Source organism: Amycolatopsis sp. NBRC 101858 (assembly GCF_030269325.1).
GTDB classification, from domain to species: Bacteria; Actinomycetota; Actinomycetes; order Mycobacteriales; family Pseudonocardiaceae; genus Amycolatopsis; species Amycolatopsis ponsaeliensis.
The window spans coordinates 788,038-807,588 of record NZ_BSTD01000004.1 but is presented as its reverse complement, the minus strand read 5'-3'; the positions used below and the strand labels follow the sequence as shown (position 1 = coordinate 807,588).

Genomic DNA, 19,551 nt, shown 5'->3' with positions numbered 1-19,551 from the left:
CGTACCGCCCCTGAGCAGCGGATTGTGCCGATTCGCGGACCGTTCACACGAACGGCCGTCCAGGCTGGCCCCACGGCGGCCCGGAACGGACGGGCCCGGCGAACGCGAACCAGGAGGACTGCGATGCAGCGGAAGATCTTGCTCGGTGCGGCAGGCGTCATCGTGCTGGGCGGCATGGCGGCCGGCGTACCGGCGAGCGCCGGACAGCCGGCGAAGGACCCGATCGCCGCGCCGGCGGCGGCGACCGAGTGGTTGGCCAACAACGTGACCAGGACACCGACCTGGATCTGGCAGTGCCCGGCGACCAACTGCAACCGCGGCGAGAACGTCGTTCCCGGCGACGTGCTGCTCGACTTCTGCTACGTGTCGAGCGGTCCGGTCGAAGGCAACCAGTACTGGGACCTCGTCTACGTGCGCACCGAAAGCAAGCGCTACGCGGGGTTCATCCCGGAGGCGTACCTGGCGGACCGGAGCCAGGATTTGCACTGCTGACCAGAAATGCGGTCAGATCCCGCAGGAGGACGCCGACCAGAACTGGCTCGATCGGTGTGCCACGTGGGTGTGGTCGCTGTGCCCCGGGTAGCCCGGCCCGAGGATCTCGCTGAAGCCGTGGTTGCGGGCCTGCAGCGCCAGTCCGCAGAACCCCTGCGCGCCCGCGCCGAGGTCGACCGCGTCTCCGTAGAGGTGGCGGCTGGCGGCCGCCCCGCCGACCGCGTTGTTGCAGGCGACGCTGCGGAAACCGCCGTTGACCACGATCGGGCGGTCACCCATCGCGTGCCGCAGCGCCTGCAGCTTCCACATCGACACCAGCGCGTTGGCCTTCGCAGTCGCGGCGGGCACATTGCCGCCCGACCAGTCCGAGTTGCACCTGTTCAGCTCGGCGTAGGTGAAGTTGACCGGTGTGCAGTCGTCGTCCTGCAGCTGGTGGATCTTCGCGAACGTCGCGGGTCCGGCGATGCCGTCCGCGCCGAGCCCGTAGGCCTGCTGGAACCGGGTGACCGCGGCCTTGGTCCCGGCGCCGAACCGGCCGTCGATGGCCAGGACACCGCCGTACCCCGGATAGCCGGCGACCCGGATCTGCAGCTGCCGGACGTCGTCACCGGATGTCCCTTGGGACAGCGTGCGTCCCCAGGAGTAGCAGGCGTCGGCGGCGGCCTCGGCCGTCACCGGCCCCGGATCGGCGGCCACCGGAGCGGCCACCGCCGAGCCGATCCCGGCCAGCACGGCGAGCATGGGCAGGACAAGACGAATACGCATGACAGGAACACCTTTCGAGCGGGGAAGGTGCCGCGGCCGGTCGGCGATTCACTGTCCGGCACGGTAATGCGGTTCCGGGCACCGCACTGTGGGCCGTTCACACCACAGGGCCGCGAGCACCCCGCACCACCACGCCGACCACCCGCTCCCGCGGCACGAACCCGTAGTGCCGGGAGTCCCAGCTGGAGGGCCGGTTGTCGCCCAGGACGACGGCGCAGCCGGCGGGCACCACGGTGCCGCCGAGACCGTGCACGTCCGGGTCGGCCCACTCGGACGGCAGGCGGTCGCCTGCCACCGCCACGACGCGTTTGAGCAGCAGCTGCTCCCCCGCCGGCGCTCCGCTCGGCAACGGCGGGTAGCGCAGCAGGGCCACCCGACCGCGCCGTGGGCGGCGGGTCCGGCGCACCAGGACCCGGTCGCCGGACCGCAGGGCCGGTGCCATGCTCGAACCGTCCACTGTGGTCAGGATCAGCAGGCGGCGGGCGGCGAAGGCGGCCAGCAGACCGGCGAGGACCAGGACTCTCACGGCACGGCCTGGTAGCCGTCGGCCTGCAGGCGGAACAGGCGCGCGTAACCACGGCCGTCGGCGAGCAGGGTGTCGTGCGTGCCCAGCTCGCCGATCCGGCCGTCCTCGAGCACGGCGATGCGGTCGGCGTCGCGCACCGCGCTCAGCCGGTGCGAGATGAGCAGGCTCGTGCGGCCCTGCCGGTGCTCGCGGATGCGGGCGTGCACCTCGTGCTCGGCCTCCGGGTCGAGACCGGAGCTCGGCTCGTCGAGGATCATCAGGTCCCGTCCCTCCCGGACGAGCGAGCGGGCCAGCGCCAGCCGCTGCCACTGCCCGCCGGAGAGCACCACCCCGGTCGAGGTGTCCTCGCCGATCTCGAAGATCCGGGTCAACGGCGTGTCGTACCCGCGCGGCAGGGCGGCGATCCGGTCGTGCGCGCCCGCGCGGGTCGCGGCCGCCACCACCCGGGCCCGGTCGTCCATCGCGGAAAGTTCGCCGAGGCCGATGTTCTCGGCCGCGGTCATGTCGTAGTTCATGTGGTCCTGGAACACGGCGCTGATCCGCTCGCGCAGCGACGAGGGCGGGATGTCGCGCAGGTCCACACCGTCCCAGAGGATGCGCCCGCGCGTCGGGTCGTACATGCGGCACAACAACTTCACGAGCGTGCTCTTGCCCGCGCCGTTGAGGCCGACGAGGGCGACTGCCGAACCGTGCGGGATGGTGAGGTCCACCCCGCGCAGCACCCACGGGTGGTCGTCGCTGTAGCGGAACCACACGTCGCGCAGCTCGAGCCCCTGCCGCAACGCGGGTGCCGTGCCGTTGGATCCGCTCGGCAGGTCGGGTTCCGCGCGGACCACGGCGACGTAGTGCGCGAACGACAGCAGCCGGGCCTGGCCGTTGGCGATCGCCGACGCGAGCGTGCCGAGCGCGGCCTGCACCCCGGCGACGGCGGCCACGAACATCGAGACGTCGCCGGCGCTGAGCGAGCCGTCCCGCGCCGACGTGATCGCCCACCAGAGCCCGGCTCCGGCGACCGCCGCGCTCAGCGCGGTCAGCCCGCCCATGGTCCACAGCTCCCGTTCGTCCATGCGGCGCTGGGCGTCGTTGGCGCTGCGGCGCTCGTCCATCATCCGGGCGCGCAGGAACGCACCGATGCCGAACAGCCGGATCTCGGTCGCGGCGGCGACGCCGGTGAGCAGCTGGCTGTAGAAGAACTCGCGCCGGGCGAACCGTTCGATGCGCCATTCCACCGCGGCGCGGCGCCGCGCCAGCAGCAGTTCGGCCAGCAACGCGGGGACCGCGGCGGCCAGCACGACCCCGGTCATCGCCGGGCTCAGCAGGAGCAGCGAGCCGAGGAACCCGGCCAGGGACAGCGTTCCGCTCAGCGTGCCGCCGACGCCGTCGACGATCTCCGGCACCCGGCCGCAGCTCTCCTGGGCCAGCCGCAACCGGTCCTGGTAGGCGGGGTCCTCGAACGTGCGCAGCCCGACCTGACGGCCCAGCGCGTCGAACAGCCGGTCGGTGGCGACCGTGCTCGCCGCGCGGCCGATCTGCGCACGGACGTAGTGGACCACCACCGGCAGCGCGGCGACGGCCAGCCCGGCGAGCACCAGCGCCAGGGCGAGGCCGCCGACCGCGCCGGTGCGCGTGACGAGCCGGTCGAGGACGAGCTTGGTCAGCCAGGCGGTGGCGATCGGTGCGGTGGCGGCGGCCGCCGTCATGACCAGGAGCCCGGCCAGCCGCGCCCGGCCGGACCGCCACAGCAGGACGGCGGCGGCCGCGGCCGCCGCCCGCACCTGGTCCGCGCCGATCCGCCGGTCCGGTTCGCGCACCGCCTCAGCGCCCGGCGGGCACGGGCAGCTCGGGCACCCGGCCCGCGGTCGCGACCACCCGCCCGTCGGCCACCACGTACAGCGCGGGGGTCCAGGTGTTGCGGAACGCGGCGGCCACCGGCCCGCCGTCGAGGTCCGCCGGCACGACCCGCGCGACCTCGGCGAGCGCGCGCACGGTGTCGGGTTCGTCGCCGCCGAAGACCGCGAAGACGTTGTCGCGGCCCTGATCGCGGGCGTAGGCGAGGAAGTCCGGCAGGGCGTCGTGGCAGGCGGCGCAGCCGGCGGAGAAGAACGCGACCGTGCCGTTCAGCGTCGCGGTGGTCACCGGCTCGCCCTCGGTCGTGGTGGCGGCGAACTCGCCGACGGCCGAACCGGGGCGCAACGCGAAGAGCGACCCGGAGCCCGTGGTGCTCTGTGCCCGCATCCGGCGCAGGATCCCGACGGTCAGGAGCAGGTTCAGCAGGCACAGCAGGCCGAGCAGCACCAGGGCGGCGACGACGAAGGGCATCAGGAACTCCTTGCGAACACGACGGCGATGTCATCCATCGCGATGACGAGCACGGCCACCACCACGCCCGCTGCGACCGCGACGGCGGCCCCGGCGACGGGCGGCAGGTGGTCCGGCGCGAGGGCGCCGAGAACGGCGAAGCAGGCCAGCACGGTGTTGCGGGCCAGGTGGCGCGGGCCGACCGGGGTGTCGGCCGCGCCGAAGCAGCGGCACGATGTGCGCTGCCCGCGGCGTAGCGAAGCGGCGATGGCGACGGTGAAAGCCGCCAGCAACCCCGAAGCGAGGACGAACCCCGCCGTCGCGGTGGCGGGCACGACCACGAGGACCGCGCTGCTCCCCTCGGCGCCCACGACGGCCACCGACACGGGCGGGACCCAGCTCGCGGGCATCGGCACCAGCACGGGCACCGAGCGCGCGAACCCGCGGAAGTCCCGCAGCTTGGACAGCGACGAGACGGCGAACACCACGGCGATCAGCGCCGCACCGGCCGCCCGGAGGTATTCCATGTGACTCCTTCGATGCCGGGTGGTGTCCGCGGGGAAGGCGGCGGACACCACCCGGCAAGCCCGGGACCGGTGCTCAGCAGCTGCTGCGGACCTTGGTCCATTCGCAGCCGTCCTGCGGGCAGCAGAACCGGTACCAGTAGCCGGGGTGGCCGGCCGCGTTGCAGAAGTAGCCGCCACTGCAGGCGGAGGCCTCGGCCGTGGGCACGATCCGGGCGAGCACGCGGTCGATCAGGCGCCCCATGGTTTCTCCCTTCGACGGTGGGTGTCCGAGGCGTGGGAAGAGTTCCCCCATCCCGCGCCGGCTGCGAGCATCGCGGTGCCACCACGCCCCGGGCAGCAATCCCGGACGAACCCGGACGCCGCCGGCGCAGAGGGAGCGGCCGAGAGGGATCCGGCCGACCCGCGCCCGGCTCGCGGCGAACCCGGGCACCCCCACCCGCCGCCGGCTGATCGCGAACCCCCGAGGGGAACCCAGCCGACCCGGCGCCCGGCAAACCCGGACACCCCCACCCGCCACCAGCCGATCGCGAACCCCGAGGGGAACCCAGCCGACCCGGCGCCCGGCAAACCCGGACACCCCCACCCGCCACCAGCCGATCGCGAACCCCCGAACAGGACCCGGCGCCCGACAAACCCGCGCCCGTCACCAGCTCGTCGCGAACCCCATGAACAAGCCCGCGCGACCCCACGCCCCTCACCCGCCGGCTGCCACCGAACAGTCCGTGGCCGCCGTGATCTCCGCCGGTTCCGGCAGGCCCAGCTCGCGGTGGTGGTCGCGGGCCGCGAGCCAGTGGTGGCGGGCGCGCGCCGGGTTGCCCAGGATCGTCAAAGCCCGGGCCAGGCCGGTGTGTGCGCGGGCCGCCTGGTGGAGGCTGCCCAGGTCCACCGCCATCGCGAGCGCGCACTCGTGCGTCGTGCGGGCGTGGCCGGTGCGGCCGAGCTCCAGGGACGCGTCCGCCAGGCACAGCAACGCTTCCACGTGCAGGTCCCGGTCGCCCGCCTGCTCGGCGATCGCCGTCGCGCGGCGGAAGTACCCGCACGCCTCCGCGTGCCTGCCTGCCCGCAGGTGCGTGTCGCCGATGTTGAGCAGGGTGCGGCCCGTGTCGCACAGGTCGCCGATCTGCTGGTCGATGGCGAGCGCCTTCGCCTGGATCTCCAGCGCCTCGGCGTACCAGCCCAGCCGGCCGTAGACATAACCCAGGTTGGTCAGCGCGGTGCGTTCGCCCGACCGGTCGCCGACCTCGCGGGCCAGGGTCAGCGCCTCCCGCAGGAACCCCGCGGACCGCGCGAAGTCGGCGTTCCAGGAGGCGATCGCGCCCAGGGTGCCCAGCGCGCGGCACTCCCCGGAACGGTCCGCGGCACCGCGGAAGCAGTCCAGCGCCGCCTCGGCGCACCGCGTCGCCACCTCGTAGTGGCCGACCTGGCTGTGCGTGGCCGCGAGGCTCACCAGTGCGTGCCCGCGGGCGACCGGGTCCGCCGACCCGGTCGCGCTCGTGTGCAGGGCCAGCGCCTCCCCGATGTAGCCGCCGGTCTGCAGGTACCGGAACAGGATCCGCGACAGCAGTCCCGCGTGACCCGACCGCACGCCGTTGAGGCCGGCACTGACCAGGTTGGCCCGTTCGGCGTCCAGCCACGCGGCCGCCGGCCCGCGCTCGGTGAGCGGCGGGATCGGCAGGCCGGGGTCGGGAACGTGCGGCCGGTGGCCACGCACGCGCGGCGCGTAGTGGTCCATCGCGGTGGCGGCGGCGAACGTGTAGTAGTCGAGCAGCCCGGCCAGCGCGGCCCGACGGCCGGCGGAGACGTCTTCGTCCTGCGCCCGCGCCATCCCGAACGCGCGGACGAGGTCGTGCAGCTCGAACCGGTTCGCCTCGCTGCGCCGCACCAGGCTCGCGGCGGCGAGCCCGTCCGAGGTCCGGGTCGCCTCGTCCAGGCCGGTGCCGGTGAGCGCGGCGATGCCGTAGGCGTCCAGGTCCGCACCCGGGTGCAGGGCGAGCAGCCGCAGGGCCCGCCGTTCCGGCTCGCCGAGCTGGTCGTAGGACAGGCTGATCGAGGCGTCCACGGCGTTGTCGAGGCGCAGGTGCGCGCGCCGCTGCTCGAGCCGCTCCAGGTGGTCGGCCAGCAGCCACGACCGGTGGGCCGGCGCGGAGATCCACAACCCGGCGAGGCTCAGCGCGAGCGGCAGGTGCCCGAGTTCGGCGGTGATCCGGCGGGCCACGGCAGGCGCCTCGTCGACCCGCTCCGCGCCGACGGTGCGCCGCAGGTAGGCCAGCGCCTCGTCCGGGCTCAGCACGTCCAGCCGGACGTGCGCCGCACCGGGCAGCCCGGGCAGTGCCAGACGGCTGGTGACGAGCACCGGCCCGCCGGGCAGCAGGGGCCGGACCTGGTCCTCGCTGCCCGCGTTGTCGAGGACGACGAGCAGGCGCCGTCCCGCCGACCGCTCCCGGTACATCCGCGTCTTGCCCCGCAGGTCGGCGGGGACGGCGTGCCCGGGCACCCCGAGCAAGCGGAGGAAGGAGTCGAGCACCGCCGCCGGGTCCACCGGCGGCAGGCCGGGGTCGGGGTGGAAACCACGCAGGTTCACGAAGAGCGCGTTGTCGAACCGGCCCGTGCCCAGGAGCTCGCGGCCGACGTGCACGGCCAGCCCGGTCTTGCCGACCCCGGCCATGCCCGCGATCACCGGCACCTGCCCGCTCGCGGCGTCGCCGAGCACCGCGCGCAGCCGCGTGAGTTCCGCCCGGCGCCCGGTGAAGTGCGGGACCGCCTCGGGCAGGCCGAGCTGAGCCTGCACGAAGGTCGCCGCCTCGGCGCGGCTGCGGACGACCCGCAGCATGTCCTGCCACTGGGCGACGTACCCCGGGTCCGGGTGCAGCACCTCGACGACCGCCAGCACCAGATCGGTGTTGGGCCGGGCGCGGCCGGTCTTGAAGCAGTCGGCGACCGTGGTGCGGGCGGTGCCTTCGGCGGCCGGGCGCCCGGCCGCCGTCCAGAGCCGGTTCACCCGCTCGGTGATCTGCGCGTACGACGGGCCGCCCGCCCACGCCTTGAGCAGCCGCAGCTGCGCGATCAGCTCGGCCAGGGTGCGCGCGTGGCCGGGATCAGGGGGTTCGGTGTACGCCATGGCGCCATGGTGGCCGCGGTTCCGAGGCTGGCTCCGTCCAAAACGGACAAGAGCTTTGGCCGGCCCGGGGAGCGGCCTGATGTTTCGAGCCAGCACGAAACGTTTTCGGTCTGGTTGACGGTGCTCGCGCGCCGCTGGCAGCGTCGGCCGCGGCGAGAGTGGCTTCACCGGGCCGGGGAAGGCGGCGGTGACGAGCCGGCCACTTCCGTCACTGGGGCTGATCTTTTACCGGGGAAGGCCGACGCCCGCACGACGACGGGCCGGCCGCGGATCCCTCGTCCGGGAGCTGTCGCGAACCCGGGTACCTCATCGAATTCCGGCCGACGGCGGCGTGCCGCGTCGCGGCGTCGAGCGCCGGCGACGGGCGCCGCCCCACGATCTTGAAGGGTACGGATTGCTGGAAGCCACTGTCCTCGGCCCCGTCGGTGCGCGGGTCCACGGGACACCGGTGCCGGTCAAGGGGCGGCTGGGGCGCACGGTGCTCGCCGCATTGGCGCTCGCCTGCCGGCAGCCGGTGTCGGTGGAACGGCTGATCGACGCCCTGTGGGGCGAGCTGCCGCCGGCCACCGCGCGGACCCAGGTGCACATCCAGGTGTCCAAGCTCCGCGCGGCGCTCGACCGGGCCGGCGCGGCCGGAGCCGTGGTCACCGTGTCGAGCGGGTACCTGCTGGACTGCCTAGCCGACGTCGACGGGGTGCGGCAGCTGCTGGTCACGGCGCGCGCGGCCGGGGACCCGGCGGACACGGCCGGCCTGCTGCGGTCCGCGCTCGACCGCTGGACCGGGACGCCGCTGGGCGGGGTGACCGCGCACCTGGCCGGCGCGGAGCTGCCCCGGCTGGAGGAGCTGCGGATCGGCCTGGCCGAGGAGTGGATCGACGCGGAGATCGCGTGCGGGCGGGCCGCGCGGCTGCTGCCCGAGCTGACCGCGCTCGTGCAGGCCCATCCCCTGCGCGAAGGCCTGCACCACCGGCGGATGCTGGCGCTGCACCGCGCCGGGCGGCGGGCCGACGCGCTGGCGGCGTTCCGGGAAGCCCGGCGTGTGCTGCGCGACGAGCTGGGCATGGATCCCTCCCGGGAGCTGCTCGCGCTGGAGGCGGAGATCCTCTCCGTCGAGACGCCGCCGGCGGTGACTGTGGTGCCCGCCCAGCTGCCGCCGCGGACCTCCGGGTTCGCCGGGCGCGACGCGGAGTCGTCCACGATCAGGGCCGCGGTGGCGCGCCGGGCCGACGCGCCACCGCTGGTGCTGATCACCGGGATGCCCGGGATCGGCAAGACGGCGCTGGCCCTGCACGCGGGCGCGGCGTCGGCGCACGCCTACCCCGACGGGCAGCTCTACGCCGACCTGCGGGGCGCCGACACACGGCCGGCCGCCCCGCCCGAGATCCTCGCCGGTTTCCTCCGTGCGCTCGGTGTGCCGGCGCGGTCGATGCCGGCGACCGTCGAGGAGCGCACGGCCGAGTTCCGCAGCCGCACGGCGGGCAAGCGGGTGCTCGTGGTGCTGGACAACGCCGCCACCGCCGCGCAGATCGAGCCGCTCCTGGCCGCCGATCCGGGCTGCGCCACGATCGTGACCAGCAGGTCCGTGCTTCCCGAGGTCGAGCCGGCGGTCCGGGTGCCGCTCGCGCCGCTGCCCGACCGGGTGGCCGGGGCAGTGCTGGCGAACGCGGCGGGCGCGGCCCGGCTGGGCGAGGACGAGGGCACGGTCGCCACGGTGCTCGACGCGTGCGGGGGTGTGCCGCTCGCGTTGCGGATCGCCGGGGCCCAGCTGGCCGCGTACCCGAAGCTCAGCGTGGCGGAGCTGGCCGCGCGGCTGTCCGACGAGTCGAGGCGGATGCGGGAGCTGACGGTCGGGCAGCGCAGCGTGCGGGACAGCCTCGACGCCAGCTTCCGGTTGCTGGACCGGGAAGCGCGGGCCGCGATGCTGGCGCTGGCGGCGATCGGGGCGCCGACGTTCACCGGCTGGCCGCTCGCCCCCGTGCTCGACGTGCCCCTCCCCCGCACCGGCGAGGTGCTGGCCCACCTGTGCGCGATGAACCTGCTCGACCAGGCCGGGCCGGGGCGCGACGGCGTGCCTCGCTACCGGATGCACGACCTCGTCCGGGCCTACTGCCGCACGGTCGGCCCGCCGCTCGGCCCGCCCGCCCTGGACCGGCTGGCCGGGTGGGCGGTCGCGCTGACCCGGCACGCCCACGAGGGCATCCTGGGCACGCGGGTCGGGTACACGGTGCTCGCCGAGACCGCCGCGCCCCTCGGCCGGGACGTGGTGGGGCACGTGGTGCAGGAGCCGCTGCCGTGGGTGGGCGCGGACGTCGACGTCCTGCTCGCCGTGTTCGGCCTGGCCGTGCGCGGCGGCCTGCTCCGCCACGCGGCGGCGCTGCTGCTGGTGCTGCGCGCGCCGCTCGTGCGGCTCGACTTGTCCGACCACGGCGCCCGGGCGGCCGCGCGGCTGACGAACGTCGCCGGCCCGGACCCGGTGGTGCGGGTGACCGCGGCGCTGGTCGCGGCGACGGCGCGGATGCACCGCAGCCGGTACGCCGACGTGGTCGCCATCCTGAACGAGGTGCCGCTGGCCGACGTCGACCTCGCGCTGCGGGCGGAGGTGCTGACCAAGCTGGGCGACGCGTACGAGCGCTGCCGGGACTGGCACCGCGCGATCACCGCCGTGCGCGAGGCCGTCGTCTGCTTCCGGAAGTCCGGCAACCTGGCGGGCATGTCGGGCTGCCACGGCACGCTGGCCGCCCTGTACCGGGACCACCTCGGCGACCTCCGTGCGGCGACGGCACACGGCGCGAAGGCCCTGCGCCTGGCCGACGCCGCGGGCGACTGGAAGACCCGCGCCCAGGTGCGGCTCGTGGTCGTGCGCACCGCCTTGGCCTGCGGCGACGCGGCGCGCGCGGCCGAGCTCGCCGACCAGGCCCGCTGCCTGTCGGAGCAGAACGACGACCCGATCGGCCAGACCTGGTGCCTCACCGCCGAAGCCGACGCCCACCGCGCGAACGGCGACCTGGCCGCCGCCCGGAGATCCGCGGACCGCGCACTGGGCCTGGCCCGCCGCACCCGCCGCCCGGACGCCGAGTCCGCTGCACTGCTCGCCCTGGCCACGATCGAACTGGCCGCCGGCGACCGGGCCGCCGCCCGCCGCATCGCCCACGCGGCCCTGCGCCTGCAGGACCGGTTCGACAGCCCGGTCGAACGGGTCGGGGTGCAGAAAGTGCTGGCGGAGATCGATTGTCAGCTTCCCTCCGGCGCGGGGCGGTGAGGGACCGCCCCGGCGACGCCGGCCAGCGCGATGTAGCCGAGCTGGCGGGAATCCTGGCTGTGGCCGGTGTTGTCGCCGACCACCACCACCCGGCCGGCCGGGACGACCGGGTCGTCCGTCTCCAGCCAGGCGGGGACCGGGTCGCCGGCGACCGCGGCGATCCGCTTGATGCGCCACGCGACGTCAGTGACCCCGGTTCGCGGGCGGAAGACGATCACGTCGCCGACGCGGTAGTGCCGTCGCCGGGTCGCGACCACCCGCTCGCCGTCGTGGAAGGTCGGGGACATGCTGTGGCCGCGGACGCGGGCCACCACGTACCGGCGGCGCAGCAGCACGACCAGCGCGACCAGCACCACCACGACCACCGCGAGCCCGGCCATCACGCCTCCGCCATCGCGTATCCCTTGGCCTGCAACGAGAACAGCCGGGCGTACTCGCCACCCGCGGTGAGCAGCTCGTCGTGGGTGCCCTCTTCGATCACCCGGCCGCCGCCCAGCACGACGATCCGGTCCGCGCCGCGCAGGGCGGACAGGCGGTGGGAGATCAGCACGCTCGTGCGGCCGGCCCGGTGGGCGCGCAGTGCCTCGTGGGTCCTGGTCTCGGCGTCGGCGTCCATGCCGGAGCTGGGTTCGTCGAGGATGAGCAGGTCGGCTTCGGCGCGCATGAGCGACCGGGCCAGCGCCACCCGCTGCCACTGGCCGCCGGACAGCGCCGCCCCGGCCTTGTCGTCGACGTCCAGGAACGCCCGGGACAGCAGGGTTTCGTACCCTCGCGGCAACGCCGAGAGCGCCGGATCGATCTCGGCCAGGCGGGCCGCCGCGCGGACGCGGCCGAGATCGCCGAGGCGGGCGACGTCGCCGATGCCGATGTTGTCGGCCGCGGTCAGGTCGTAGCTGGTGAAGTCCTGGAACGTGGCGCCGATGCGGGCCCGCAGCCCGGCCGGGTCGCAGGAGCGGATGTCGACGCCGTCCCACAGGATCCGGCCGCGGTCCGGGTCGTAGAAGCGGCACAGCAGCTTCACGAGCGTCGACTTGCCCGCGCCGTTCACCCCGACCAGCCCGACCGCCGCGCCGCTCGGAATCTTCAGGTCGACCCCGCGCAGCACCCACGGGCCGGTCTCGTCGTAGCGGAACCACACGTCACGCAGTTCGATGCCGGTCTTCAGCTCGGGCACGGCGTCCGTCCCGGAGGTCAGGTCGGGTGCGGTCGTCACCACGTCGAGGTAGTGCTTGAACAACCCGAGCGAGCCGCCGGCCCGGCCGAGCTGGCCCAGCAGCGAGCCCACCGGCGACTGGATGCCGGCCACGGCGGCGGTGAAGAGCGTCACGTCGCCGATGGACAACGCGCCCCGGGCGGCGCCGGTCGCGGCGACCACGAGGGCGATGCCGGCCACCACGGCCGACACGATCGCGGCGGAGATCCCGGCGACCGCGATCCGGCGCTGCATCGCGCACTCGCTCGCCGTGGCCGCACGGACCGCGGCCACCATGCGGGAGCGGAACAGGTCCGCGAGGCCGAAGAGCCGGATCTCCTTGGCCGCGCGGATGTCCGAGCACAGCGAGCGGAACAGGAACCGCTCGCGGTGGGTGGCCATCATCGCCTCGACCTCCCGCGCGCGCAGGCGGGACAGCGTCAGCTGGGAGATCGCCGCGGCCGCCAGCGACGCGCCGAGCAGCCCGGCCATCGGCGGCCACACGAGCAGGACCGCGCCGCCGAACGCGAGCACGGCGACCACGGTGCGCACCGACTCGACGATCAGGGCCAGCACCGCCGGCGCCGCCTCCTGCGCGCCCTGTTCGGCCAGCCGCACCCGGTCCAGGAACGCCGGGTCCTCGAGCCGGCGCAGCCCCGGCAGCGCACCGACCGCGCCGACCAGGCGGTCTTCCGCCTCGATCGCGGACTTGGCCCGCACGATCGAGGTGCAGTACGAGGCGACCGCCGTGATCGCGGTCGCGACGGCGAGGCCGGCCGCCGAGCCGATGGCCAGCAGCACGATCAGGCCGCTGTCCCGGCCGCCGGTCAGCTCGTCGAACATCAGCTTCCCGAGCCAGGCCGACACCGCCGGCAGGGCCGAGGCGAGCACCGCCAGCGCGATCGTGCCGCCGGTGGCCACCCGCGACGCACGCCAGGCGACCCCGAACGCGGGGCCCGCCGCCCGGAACAGGCTCACCGGGCGTGCTGCGGACGCACGGCGTCGAGGTCGTGGCCGGCGGCGGCGATCCGCTTGTCCCGCACGCGGATCAGGGTCGGGGTGACGTCGCCCGCGGCGAAGGCGGCCGACACCGGGCTGCGGTCGCCGACGAAGGCGACGCGCACGGAGGGGCCCAGGCCGGCCGCGTACTCGACGGCCTTGGCGCGGTCACCGCCGTCGAGCACGAACGCGACGGTCGGCTCGGTGAGCCGGCCGGCGATGCGCTGGCAGGGCCCGCAGGTCGGCGAGAGGAACGCGACGAGCGCGTCGTCCAGCTCGCCGTCGGTGATGGTCGCGCCGGCGGCGTCGGTCACCTCGAACGAGCCGATCTCGGTGCCCACCGCCGGCAGCGCGGGCGCCGCCGGCCGCCGCTGGTCGTTCAGCAGCCTGATGATCGCCGACGACAGCAGGAGGTTGAGCACCGTCAGCACGGCCAGAACCGCGACCACGGCAACCAGGAACGACATGACGAACCTCTTTCTGTGTTTCGCTCAGCGGCCGGCGGTGCCGGTCGTGCGGACCAGGCCGGCCAGGCTGTCCCAGCTGATCGCGACGACCGCGGCACACGCGCCGACGAGTGCGGCGGCCGCCCCGGTGTCGAGGCCGAGCGCCGGTCCCGGCGGGACGGCGAGGGCCGCGGCGGCCCACGCGGCGAGCAGCGCGTTGCGGACGAGGTGGGCCCGCCCGAGCACCGCCCCGGCGCGGCCGAAGCAGCGGCAGGTGACGCGGCGGCCCAGCTGTACCGACCGGGCGATCGCGGCGCAGAACACGAGCAGCACCGCCGTCGCCAGCCCGAGCCCGAGCCGGGCGGTGGCGGGGAAGACGACGAGCCCGGCAACGGCCAGCTCGGCGACGGCGGTCGCGGCGGCGACCGGCAGCCAGCCCACCGGCGACCGGCCGAGCGGCTCGAGCGACGCGGCGAACTCCGCCAGCCGCACCCGCCCGGCGAGCTTGCCGACGGCCGCGACCGCGAACACGAGTCCGGTCAGGACCCGGGCGGCGAGCACGAACTGGGCGCCGATCATCGGTGACCTCCTTTGCCGGGCAACGCCTTTCCCGCCACGGTCGCCGTGGCGGGAAAGGCACGGGCGCCGCAGTTACTTGCAGCTGCCGTAGCAGTCGTAGTGGAACGTCTTGCAGACCTGGCCGTGCTCGGCGACGCAGGCGCCGGCCTTGACCTCGCGCAGGAACAGCCCCAGCAACCGGTCACCCAGGGTGTTGATCATGCGAGCCATGATCACTTCCTCTCACTAGCGGGAATCGACCGGGAGATCGTGGCTCAGCCTCGCTATCCGTTCGCTATCGAGGACAGCGCCGCCGCCGGCCTACGGCTGCCGGCGGAAGGACTCGATCAGCTGCCGGGTCGGTGAGCCGAGACCGGTGACCGTGTCGTAGCCGGGGGCGTAGGTCAGGCTCGCGTCCGCGTACTGCCCCGGCGTGATCAGGTCGACGAACCCGTGGCTCACGACCGCGAACGCCACCGTGTCCGGTGTCCCGGCGGGGTTGTCGGCGATCGCGTGGTACGCCGAGCGGGGCCGGGCGTACAACGCCGGGTTCGCGAGACCGAGGGGACCGTGCTCCTGCACCAGGAGCGCCTCGACTCCGGCGAACGCCGGCGAAGACAGGCTCGTGCCGCCTCCGTTGCCCACCTTGTAGCTCAGGCTGCCGTCGAGGTTGTAGTCGGTTTCGCCGACGAGCAGGCACAGATCGGGATCCGCCAAGGCGGCGACGTCCGGGACCGTCCGCATCGGCGGAGCACCCGCGAACGCCGTGGGGACCACGCCACGCTGGTAGAACGGCTGCGGGAACACGGTGCTGGTGCCGCCGCCGGAAGCCTTTCCCTGATAACCGGGCGGTGCCGGATCCCACGACGTCCCGTCCGCGGACAGCGAGGTTTCGTCGGTCGCCCAGCCGATCTCCCACCGGTGGGAGTTCCCGGGCCCGATCGCCAGCGTGGTGCCGCCCACCGCGGTCACCCACGGGCTCGACGCCGGGTACTCGACGGTGCGGACGCCGTCTCCGAGGTCGCCGCCACCGGAGTCGCCGCTGGCGAAGGTGAACGTGATGCCCTCGACCGCGCCTTCCTGGAACGCGCGTTCGTACGCGACGAGGGCGTCCGGCGCGTAGCCCGGGGTGAAACCGACGATGATCGACCCCGACACGACGTCGGCCAGGTGCCGGTCGACGATCTGCGCGACCGAGTCCAGGACGGCGTCACCGTAGGGAGCACGCGAACCCACCACGAAGGCGATGTTCGCCTGCGGCGCGATCGCGTGCGCGGCCTGGACGTCCATCGCGAACTCGCCGCTGCCTTCCTCGGGGGCGGCGTCGGCCGGAACGTAGGCGGTGAACCGGCCCGGGGCGAACACGGGCTCACCGTGCTCGGCCGCGAACCGGTTGGCGTCGGGCAGGGCGTTGACCTCGTTGCCGATGCTGATGATCCCGACGGTCACCCCCTTCCCCGTGAGGCCGGTTCCGGTGATCCCGTACGCGTCGCGCACCTGCCGTGGCGTGTAGCCACACGGCGCCCACTGCACGGGATGGCCGTAGGCGGAAGGCAGGTCGGCGGCCGGCGTGTCGCCGTAGTGGTCCGGGCAGGGGCCGGCGGGTGTGCCGGCCCGCGCGGCGGTGCGGGACGTGGTCGGGGCCGGCCCGGGCGGTTGCCAGGTGCCGGTCGCGACGGTGAGCCCGGTGACGGTCAGGATGTCGGGCCCGAACTCGGCGGGCACGGTCGGGTCCAGCGCCGCCCGGAACGGGATCTCCTGGTAGGTGTAGTTCTCGAAGCGGGTGCCGAACGCCTCCGCCGCCTGGGCGACCGTGCCGCGGGCGACGACGGCACGCGGGCCGGCGCCGACGATCGACAGGCCGGTGCCGCGCAGCCAGCCGCTGACGGCGTCGATCCGCTGCTGCGCCGGCCCGAAGCGGGCGCGGACCTGCCCGGGCGTCAGGAAGTGGCCGTAGCGGAGATCTCGCGGGTCCGACACGGCGCGGGCGTAGCCGGCCAGCCGCCGGGAGTCCCCGGCCAGGAACACCTGCGCGGTGACCTGCGCGGCCGGATCGGCAGGTCCGGTGCGGGTGCCCTCGCGGATCACGCGCGAAGAATTGGTGCCCTCCGAACCGCCGACCGGTACCCGCGCCGGCCCGTTCGCGGACGCGGTGGCGGGCATGAGCACGGTCGCGGTCAGGAGGCTTCCGAGCAAGACCAGAAGATGTCGTCGTCTCCGCACTGGCTGTCCCTTCGTCGGCGGACGGTCCCCCCTCCTTCTGATGCTCGTTCGGGTGCATCCTGCTGCACGTCCTGCCCTCGGATCGGTGAACGGCGTGGTCAGCCGCAGGCCTTCCCGTCGACCGTGAACAACGCCGGGTTGTCGTTGGCTGCCGGGTAGCTGCCGTTGAAGCCGATCGCGACGGACTGTCCCGGGGCCACCGAAGCGTTCCAGGACAGCGCCGTGGCGGTCACGTCCGCGCCGGACTGCACCCACGTCGCCGACCAGCCCTGCGTCACCTTCTGGTTGCTGGGGAACGAAAACCCGAGTTTCCACCCGGTCCACGCCGTCGTGCCGGTGTTCTTCACCGTGACGGCGGCCGTGAAGCCGCCGTTCCACGTGTTCGCCGCGTACGTCACCGCACAGCCGCCCGCCGGAGTGGCCGGCCGGGTGGTGAACTGCGCCGCGGCCGAATCCCGGCTCGTCAGGCCCGCGCCGTTGCGGGCCACCACGACCACCGAGTACGCGGTCGACGGCGAGAGTCCCGTCAGGGTGGCGGTCGTGCCGGTGACGGTGGTGAGGACCGTGCGGGCCGAGCCGGTCACGCGGACCACGTCGTAGTTCTTCACCCCGCTCTCCGGATCCGCGGCCGCCGTCCAGGTCAGGGTCGCGCCGCCGCTGGACACCGCGGACACGGCCGGGGTGCCCGGCGCGCCCGGCGCCGTCGTGTCCACAGTGGACGACGACTTCTCCGCGGTCCAGTTCGCCAGCCAGGCCAGCGCCGAGTTCCAGTTGATCGCGACCTCGTTCACCGAGTACGCCTGGATGTCGTCGACGAAGCAGCGCTGCGGGGCGCAGCCGGCGAGCAGCCGGGCCGCGGTCGGGTCCTGCAGGCCGCTGTTGGGCCCGCCCGACAACGCACCGGGCGGCGCGGTCGGCAGGGACGCGTCCAGCTGGTGCGCCCAGAACCGGTGGTGCACGTTGCGCACCGGCTGGTCGCCGTGGCCGGCGACGTAGGAGTAGTTCGCCGGGTTGCGGCCCAGCAGGTAGTCCAGCGCGGCGAACGCGCCGTCGCGGTACTTGTCCTGCTTGGTGAAGTCGTAGGCCAGGGCGAGCACCACGCCGTTGTTCGCCACCAGGCCGTTGGATCCCCATTCGTACGAGCCGTCGGCCGTGCGGTAGGGCGCCGGGTAGCCCATGGCCGCCATCTGCGCCAGGTGGCTGTCGGCGGTCGTGGTGATCGCCGACCGGATCGCGGTGACGTCCGCCGCCGGCAGGTCGGTGGGGACCACCGCGAGCGTGATGTCCCCGAGCGCGCCCGTCGAGGCCCAGTCGAAGCCGTGGGTGGTGAAGCTCTTCCCGCGGTAGAGCGCAGAGCCGGTGACGTCGGTGCGGTAGGCGCTCTTGCCCGTGGTCGTGAACAGCTCCGCGGCCGCCCAGTAGAACTCGTCGGTGACGGTGCTGTCGCTGTAGGTCCCGCCGCCGGTGCCGTCGTCCGGATCGGCGAGCCGGCCCGGGTTCGCCTTGGCCGCGGCGTACGCCTTTTCGGCTGCGGCCAGCAGCTTCGCCGAGTACGCCGGATCGATGGCCCGCCACAGCCGGGACGCCTGCGCCGCGACTGCCGCCGTGTTCAGCGTCGCCGCGGTGCTCGGCGGCGACAGCCGGCGCGGCTGGCTGTCCTGGTCGGGCCGGGTGGGCAGCGACGTCCACTGCGCGTCGTGGATCTTGTGGTGCACCAGGCCCGCGTCCGGCTTGCCGTCCGGCACCTGCATGGAGAGGAGGAAGTCGACCTCCCAGCGGGCTTCGTCGAGGATGTCGGGCACGCCGTTGGCCCGCTCCGGGATGGCCAGCTTGCCGTCGCCCAGCGCGCTCGCGTCGCCCAGGCGCAGCGCGCGCTCGTACTCGTCGAGCAGCTCCCACGCCGCGATGCCGCCGTTGACGACGTACTTGCCGTGGTCGCCCGCGTCGTACCAGCCGCCGCGCACGTCGAGGGTGTAGCCGCAGTTCAGGTCGGCTCGGCAGGGAACGGCGTCGTCGCCCTGGTTCGGGGCCACGTTCACGTGCCCGGCGGGCCGCGCGTAGGCACTGCCGACGTAGGCGGCGTCGATCGCGATGCCGCTGCGCTGGTGGTAGAAGAACGCCAGCGAGTCGTACCGCAGCTTCTGCGGCCCGGCGGCGGAGATGTCGAACGGGAAGCTGGTCTCGGAGCCGACGCTCAGCGTGTACCCGGTCCCCGCGGTGTCGTAGGCGGAGAAGTCGATCTCGTGCACGTTCTCGCCGGAAGCCGCGTCCGCGCCCCGCGGCGTCGTCCGGCCGGTGGCCACGGCGGTCCCCGCGGAGTTCTTCAGCGTCCAGGTCTGCGCGGCGGCCGAATCGCTGATCAGCGTGGCCCGCTTGGGCAGCCCCGGGGTGTAACTTTCCTGGTTCACCCGGATGCCGCTCGTCGGTGGCAGGCCGCCGGGCGGGACGACCCCGCCGACGAGGGAGATGTTGTCCAAGCAGACGGTGTTGGCGGCGGACTGCCCGCCGAACCAGAACGCCAGCTGACCGTTCCCGGCGGCCGGGAAGTCCAAAGTGGACGTGAAGGTGACCGTGAAGTGCTGTGTGGACGGCGTCACCGTCAGGTCGGTGCGCGAGATCTGCCGGTAGGGCGACACGGCTTCGCCCGCGACGGCGGAGATCTGCTGAGCGGTGCTCGCGTGCGCGTCGAAGGTCAGCGTGTACTGCTGCCCCGCCTCGAACGGCACCCCGTTCTGGCCGGACAGCGCGTCGTACCCGTTGGCCGTGCCGCCGGGGACGTCGGTGCAGAACTCCCCGCCGGTGACGTGGCCGGTCGTGCCCGACCCGGCCCACCAGGGGTCGAGGGTGCCGCCGGAGAAGGTGCCGTTGAGCAGGCGCTCGTAGTCCGCGGCGGACGCGGGCGCGGCGGCCCCGGCCAGCCCGAGCGCCACCGCGACCAGCAGGGCCGGACCGGCCCGCAGCTTCCTTGCCCGCATTCGCCATCTCCTCGTCTTCGTCGGCGTGCCGATGGTGATCCGGACTGAGAGCGCTCCCAGGTGACGGTAACCGCTCCCGCGCTCCCTTGGCAATCACCGGCGAAACTTTCGAAGGGTACCCGGAAAATTGATCACGGCCGGGGGCTTTGCTCCCCGGCTCCCTTGTGCTTTCA

At 74.2% G+C, this 19,551-nt stretch carries 16 protein-coding genes; 2 read left to right on the top strand and 14 right to left on the bottom strand.

All coding sequences use genetic code 11. From position 1 onward, the window contains the following. Positions 1-123: 123 nt before the first annotated feature. The gene (locus QSK39_RS32455) at positions 124-492 is read left to right on the top strand and encodes a hypothetical protein (RefSeq protein WP_285481660.1); all 369 of its coding nucleotides are present in this window, start codon (positions 124-126) and stop codon (positions 490-492) included. Positions 493-504: 12 nt separating this feature from the next. On the opposite strand, the gene QSK39_RS32450 is transcribed toward QSK39_RS32455, so the two are convergent. The 7 genes from QSK39_RS32450 to QSK39_RS32420 all read right to left on the bottom strand — a co-directional run bounded on the left by QSK39_RS32450 (position 505) and on the right by QSK39_RS32420 (position 7,726). Next, positions 505-1,257 (bottom strand): D-Ala-D-Ala carboxypeptidase family metallohydrolase, encoded by a 753-nt coding sequence (locus tag QSK39_RS32450; protein ID WP_285481659.1) that lies wholly within the window; start codon positions 1,255-1,257, stop codon positions 505-507. A gap of 97 nt (positions 1,258-1,354) precedes the next feature. Continuing rightward, positions 1,355-1,783 (bottom strand): S26 family signal peptidase, encoded by a 429-nt coding sequence (locus QSK39_RS32445; RefSeq protein WP_285481658.1) that lies wholly within the window; start codon positions 1,781-1,783, stop codon positions 1,355-1,357. Beyond that, positions 1,780-3,594 carry an ABC transporter ATP-binding protein gene (locus QSK39_RS32440; RefSeq protein WP_285481657.1) on the bottom strand — a complete coding sequence of 605 codons (1,815 nt, stop codon included), beginning with the start codon at positions 3,592-3,594 and terminating at the stop codon, positions 1,780-1,782. Before QSK39_RS32440 ends, QSK39_RS32445 begins: the two co-directional genes overlap by 4 nt. A gap of 4 nt (positions 3,595-3,598) precedes the next feature. Further along, positions 3,599-4,102 (bottom strand): thioredoxin domain-containing protein, encoded by a 504-nt coding sequence (locus QSK39_RS32435; protein WP_285481656.1) that lies wholly within the window; start codon positions 4,100-4,102, stop codon positions 3,599-3,601. Continuing rightward, the gene (locus tag QSK39_RS32430; protein WP_285481655.1) at positions 4,102-4,608 is read right to left on the bottom strand and encodes a MauE/DoxX family redox-associated membrane protein; all 507 of its coding nucleotides are present in this window, start codon (positions 4,606-4,608) and stop codon (positions 4,102-4,104) included. Before QSK39_RS32430 ends, QSK39_RS32435 begins: the two co-directional genes overlap by 1 nt. A 73-nt stretch (positions 4,609-4,681) precedes the next feature. Beyond that, positions 4,682-4,849: a hypothetical protein gene (locus QSK39_RS32425; RefSeq protein WP_285481654.1), complete on the bottom strand. Its 168-nt coding sequence runs from the start codon at positions 4,847-4,849 to the stop codon at positions 4,682-4,684. Between the two features lie 453 nt (positions 4,850-5,302). After that, entirely contained in the window at positions 5,303-7,726 is a 2,424-nt protein-coding gene (locus QSK39_RS32420; RefSeq protein ID WP_285481653.1) for a tetratricopeptide repeat protein, read from the bottom strand. A gap of 394 nt (positions 7,727-8,120) precedes the next feature. Here QSK39_RS32420 and QSK39_RS32415 point away from each other — a divergent pair, with 394 nt between their 5' ends. Then, positions 8,121-10,985 carry an AfsR/SARP family transcriptional regulator gene (locus tag QSK39_RS32415; protein ID WP_285481652.1) on the top strand — a complete coding sequence of 955 codons (2,865 nt, stop codon included), beginning with the start codon at positions 8,121-8,123 and terminating at the stop codon, positions 10,983-10,985. Here the strand turns inward: QSK39_RS32415 and QSK39_RS32410 are convergent. The 7 genes from QSK39_RS32410 to QSK39_RS32380 form a co-directional block, all read right to left on the bottom strand. After that, positions 10,958-11,365 carry a S26 family signal peptidase gene (locus QSK39_RS32410; RefSeq protein ID WP_285481651.1) on the bottom strand — a complete coding sequence of 136 codons (408 nt, stop codon included), beginning with the start codon at positions 11,363-11,365 and terminating at the stop codon, positions 10,958-10,960. The two genes, QSK39_RS32415 and QSK39_RS32410, sit on opposite strands and share 28 nt — an antisense overlap. Beyond that, positions 11,365-13,155, bottom strand: coding sequence for an ABC transporter ATP-binding protein (locus QSK39_RS32405; protein WP_285481650.1), 1,791 nt, complete (start codon positions 13,153-13,155; stop codon positions 11,365-11,367). The genes QSK39_RS32410 and QSK39_RS32405 overlap by 1 nt, the downstream gene beginning before the upstream one ends. Further along, a complete protein-coding gene (locus tag QSK39_RS32400) occupies positions 13,152-13,643 on the bottom strand; it encodes a hypothetical protein (protein WP_285481649.1) in 492 nt (163 codons plus the stop codon). Before QSK39_RS32400 ends, QSK39_RS32405 begins: the two co-directional genes overlap by 4 nt. A gap of 24 nt (positions 13,644-13,667) precedes the next feature. Continuing rightward, entirely contained in the window at positions 13,668-14,201 is a 534-nt protein-coding gene (locus QSK39_RS32395; RefSeq protein WP_285481648.1) for a MauE/DoxX family redox-associated membrane protein, read from the bottom strand. A 72-nt stretch (positions 14,202-14,273) separates the two neighbouring features. Continuing rightward, positions 14,274-14,402, bottom strand: coding sequence for a hypothetical protein (locus tag QSK39_RS32390; RefSeq protein ID WP_285481647.1), 129 nt, complete (start codon positions 14,400-14,402; stop codon positions 14,274-14,276). A gap of 99 nt (positions 14,403-14,501) precedes the next feature. After that, entirely contained in the window at positions 14,502-16,376 is a 1,875-nt protein-coding gene (locus QSK39_RS32385; protein ID WP_285481646.1) for a S53 family peptidase, read from the bottom strand. Between the two features lie 125 nt (positions 16,377-16,501). After that, entirely contained in the window at positions 16,502-19,378 is a 2,877-nt protein-coding gene (locus QSK39_RS32380; protein ID WP_285481645.1) for a glycoside hydrolase family 9 protein, read from the bottom strand. Between the last annotated feature and the right edge of the window lie 173 nt (positions 19,379-19,551).

What these genes read in the sequence shown, in the direction of transcription:
- QSK39_RS32455 (WP_285481660.1), top strand. Translation starts at nt 124, where the DNA reads ATGCAGCGGAAGATCTTGCTCGGTGCGGCAGGCGTCATCGTGCTGGGC.
- QSK39_RS32450 (WP_285481659.1), bottom strand. Translation starts at nt 1,257, where the DNA reads ATGCGTATTCGTCTTGTCCTGCCCATGCTCGCCGTGCTGGCCGGGATC.
- QSK39_RS32435 (WP_285481656.1), bottom strand. Translation starts at nt 4,102, where the DNA reads ATGCCCTTCGTCGTCGCCGCCCTGGTGCTGCTCGGCCTGCTGTGCCTG.
- QSK39_RS32430 (WP_285481655.1), bottom strand. Translation starts at nt 4,608, where the DNA reads ATGGAATACCTCCGGGCGGCCGGTGCGGCGCTGATCGCCGTGGTGTTC.
- QSK39_RS32425 (WP_285481654.1), bottom strand. Translation starts at nt 4,849, where the DNA reads ATGGGGCGCCTGATCGACCGCGTGCTCGCCCGGATCGTGCCCACGGCC.
- QSK39_RS32420 (WP_285481653.1), bottom strand. Translation starts at nt 7,726, where the DNA reads ATGGCGTACACCGAACCCCCTGATCCCGGCCACGCGCGCACCCTGGCC.
- QSK39_RS32410 (WP_285481651.1), bottom strand. Translation starts at nt 11,365, where the DNA reads ATGGCCGGGCTCGCGGTGGTCGTGGTGGTGCTGGTCGCGCTGGTCGTG.
- QSK39_RS32400 (WP_285481649.1), bottom strand. Translation starts at nt 13,643, where the DNA reads ATGTCGTTCCTGGTTGCCGTGGTCGCGGTTCTGGCCGTGCTGACGGTG.
- QSK39_RS32395 (WP_285481648.1), bottom strand. Translation starts at nt 14,201, where the DNA reads ATGATCGGCGCCCAGTTCGTGCTCGCCGCCCGGGTCCTGACCGGACTC.
- QSK39_RS32390 (WP_285481647.1), bottom strand. Translation starts at nt 14,402, where the DNA reads ATGATCAACACCCTGGGTGACCGGTTGCTGGGGCTGTTCCTGCGCGAG.
- QSK39_RS32380 (WP_285481645.1), bottom strand. Translation starts at nt 19,378, where the DNA reads ATGCGGGCAAGGAAGCTGCGGGCCGGTCCGGCCCTGCTGGTCGCGGTG.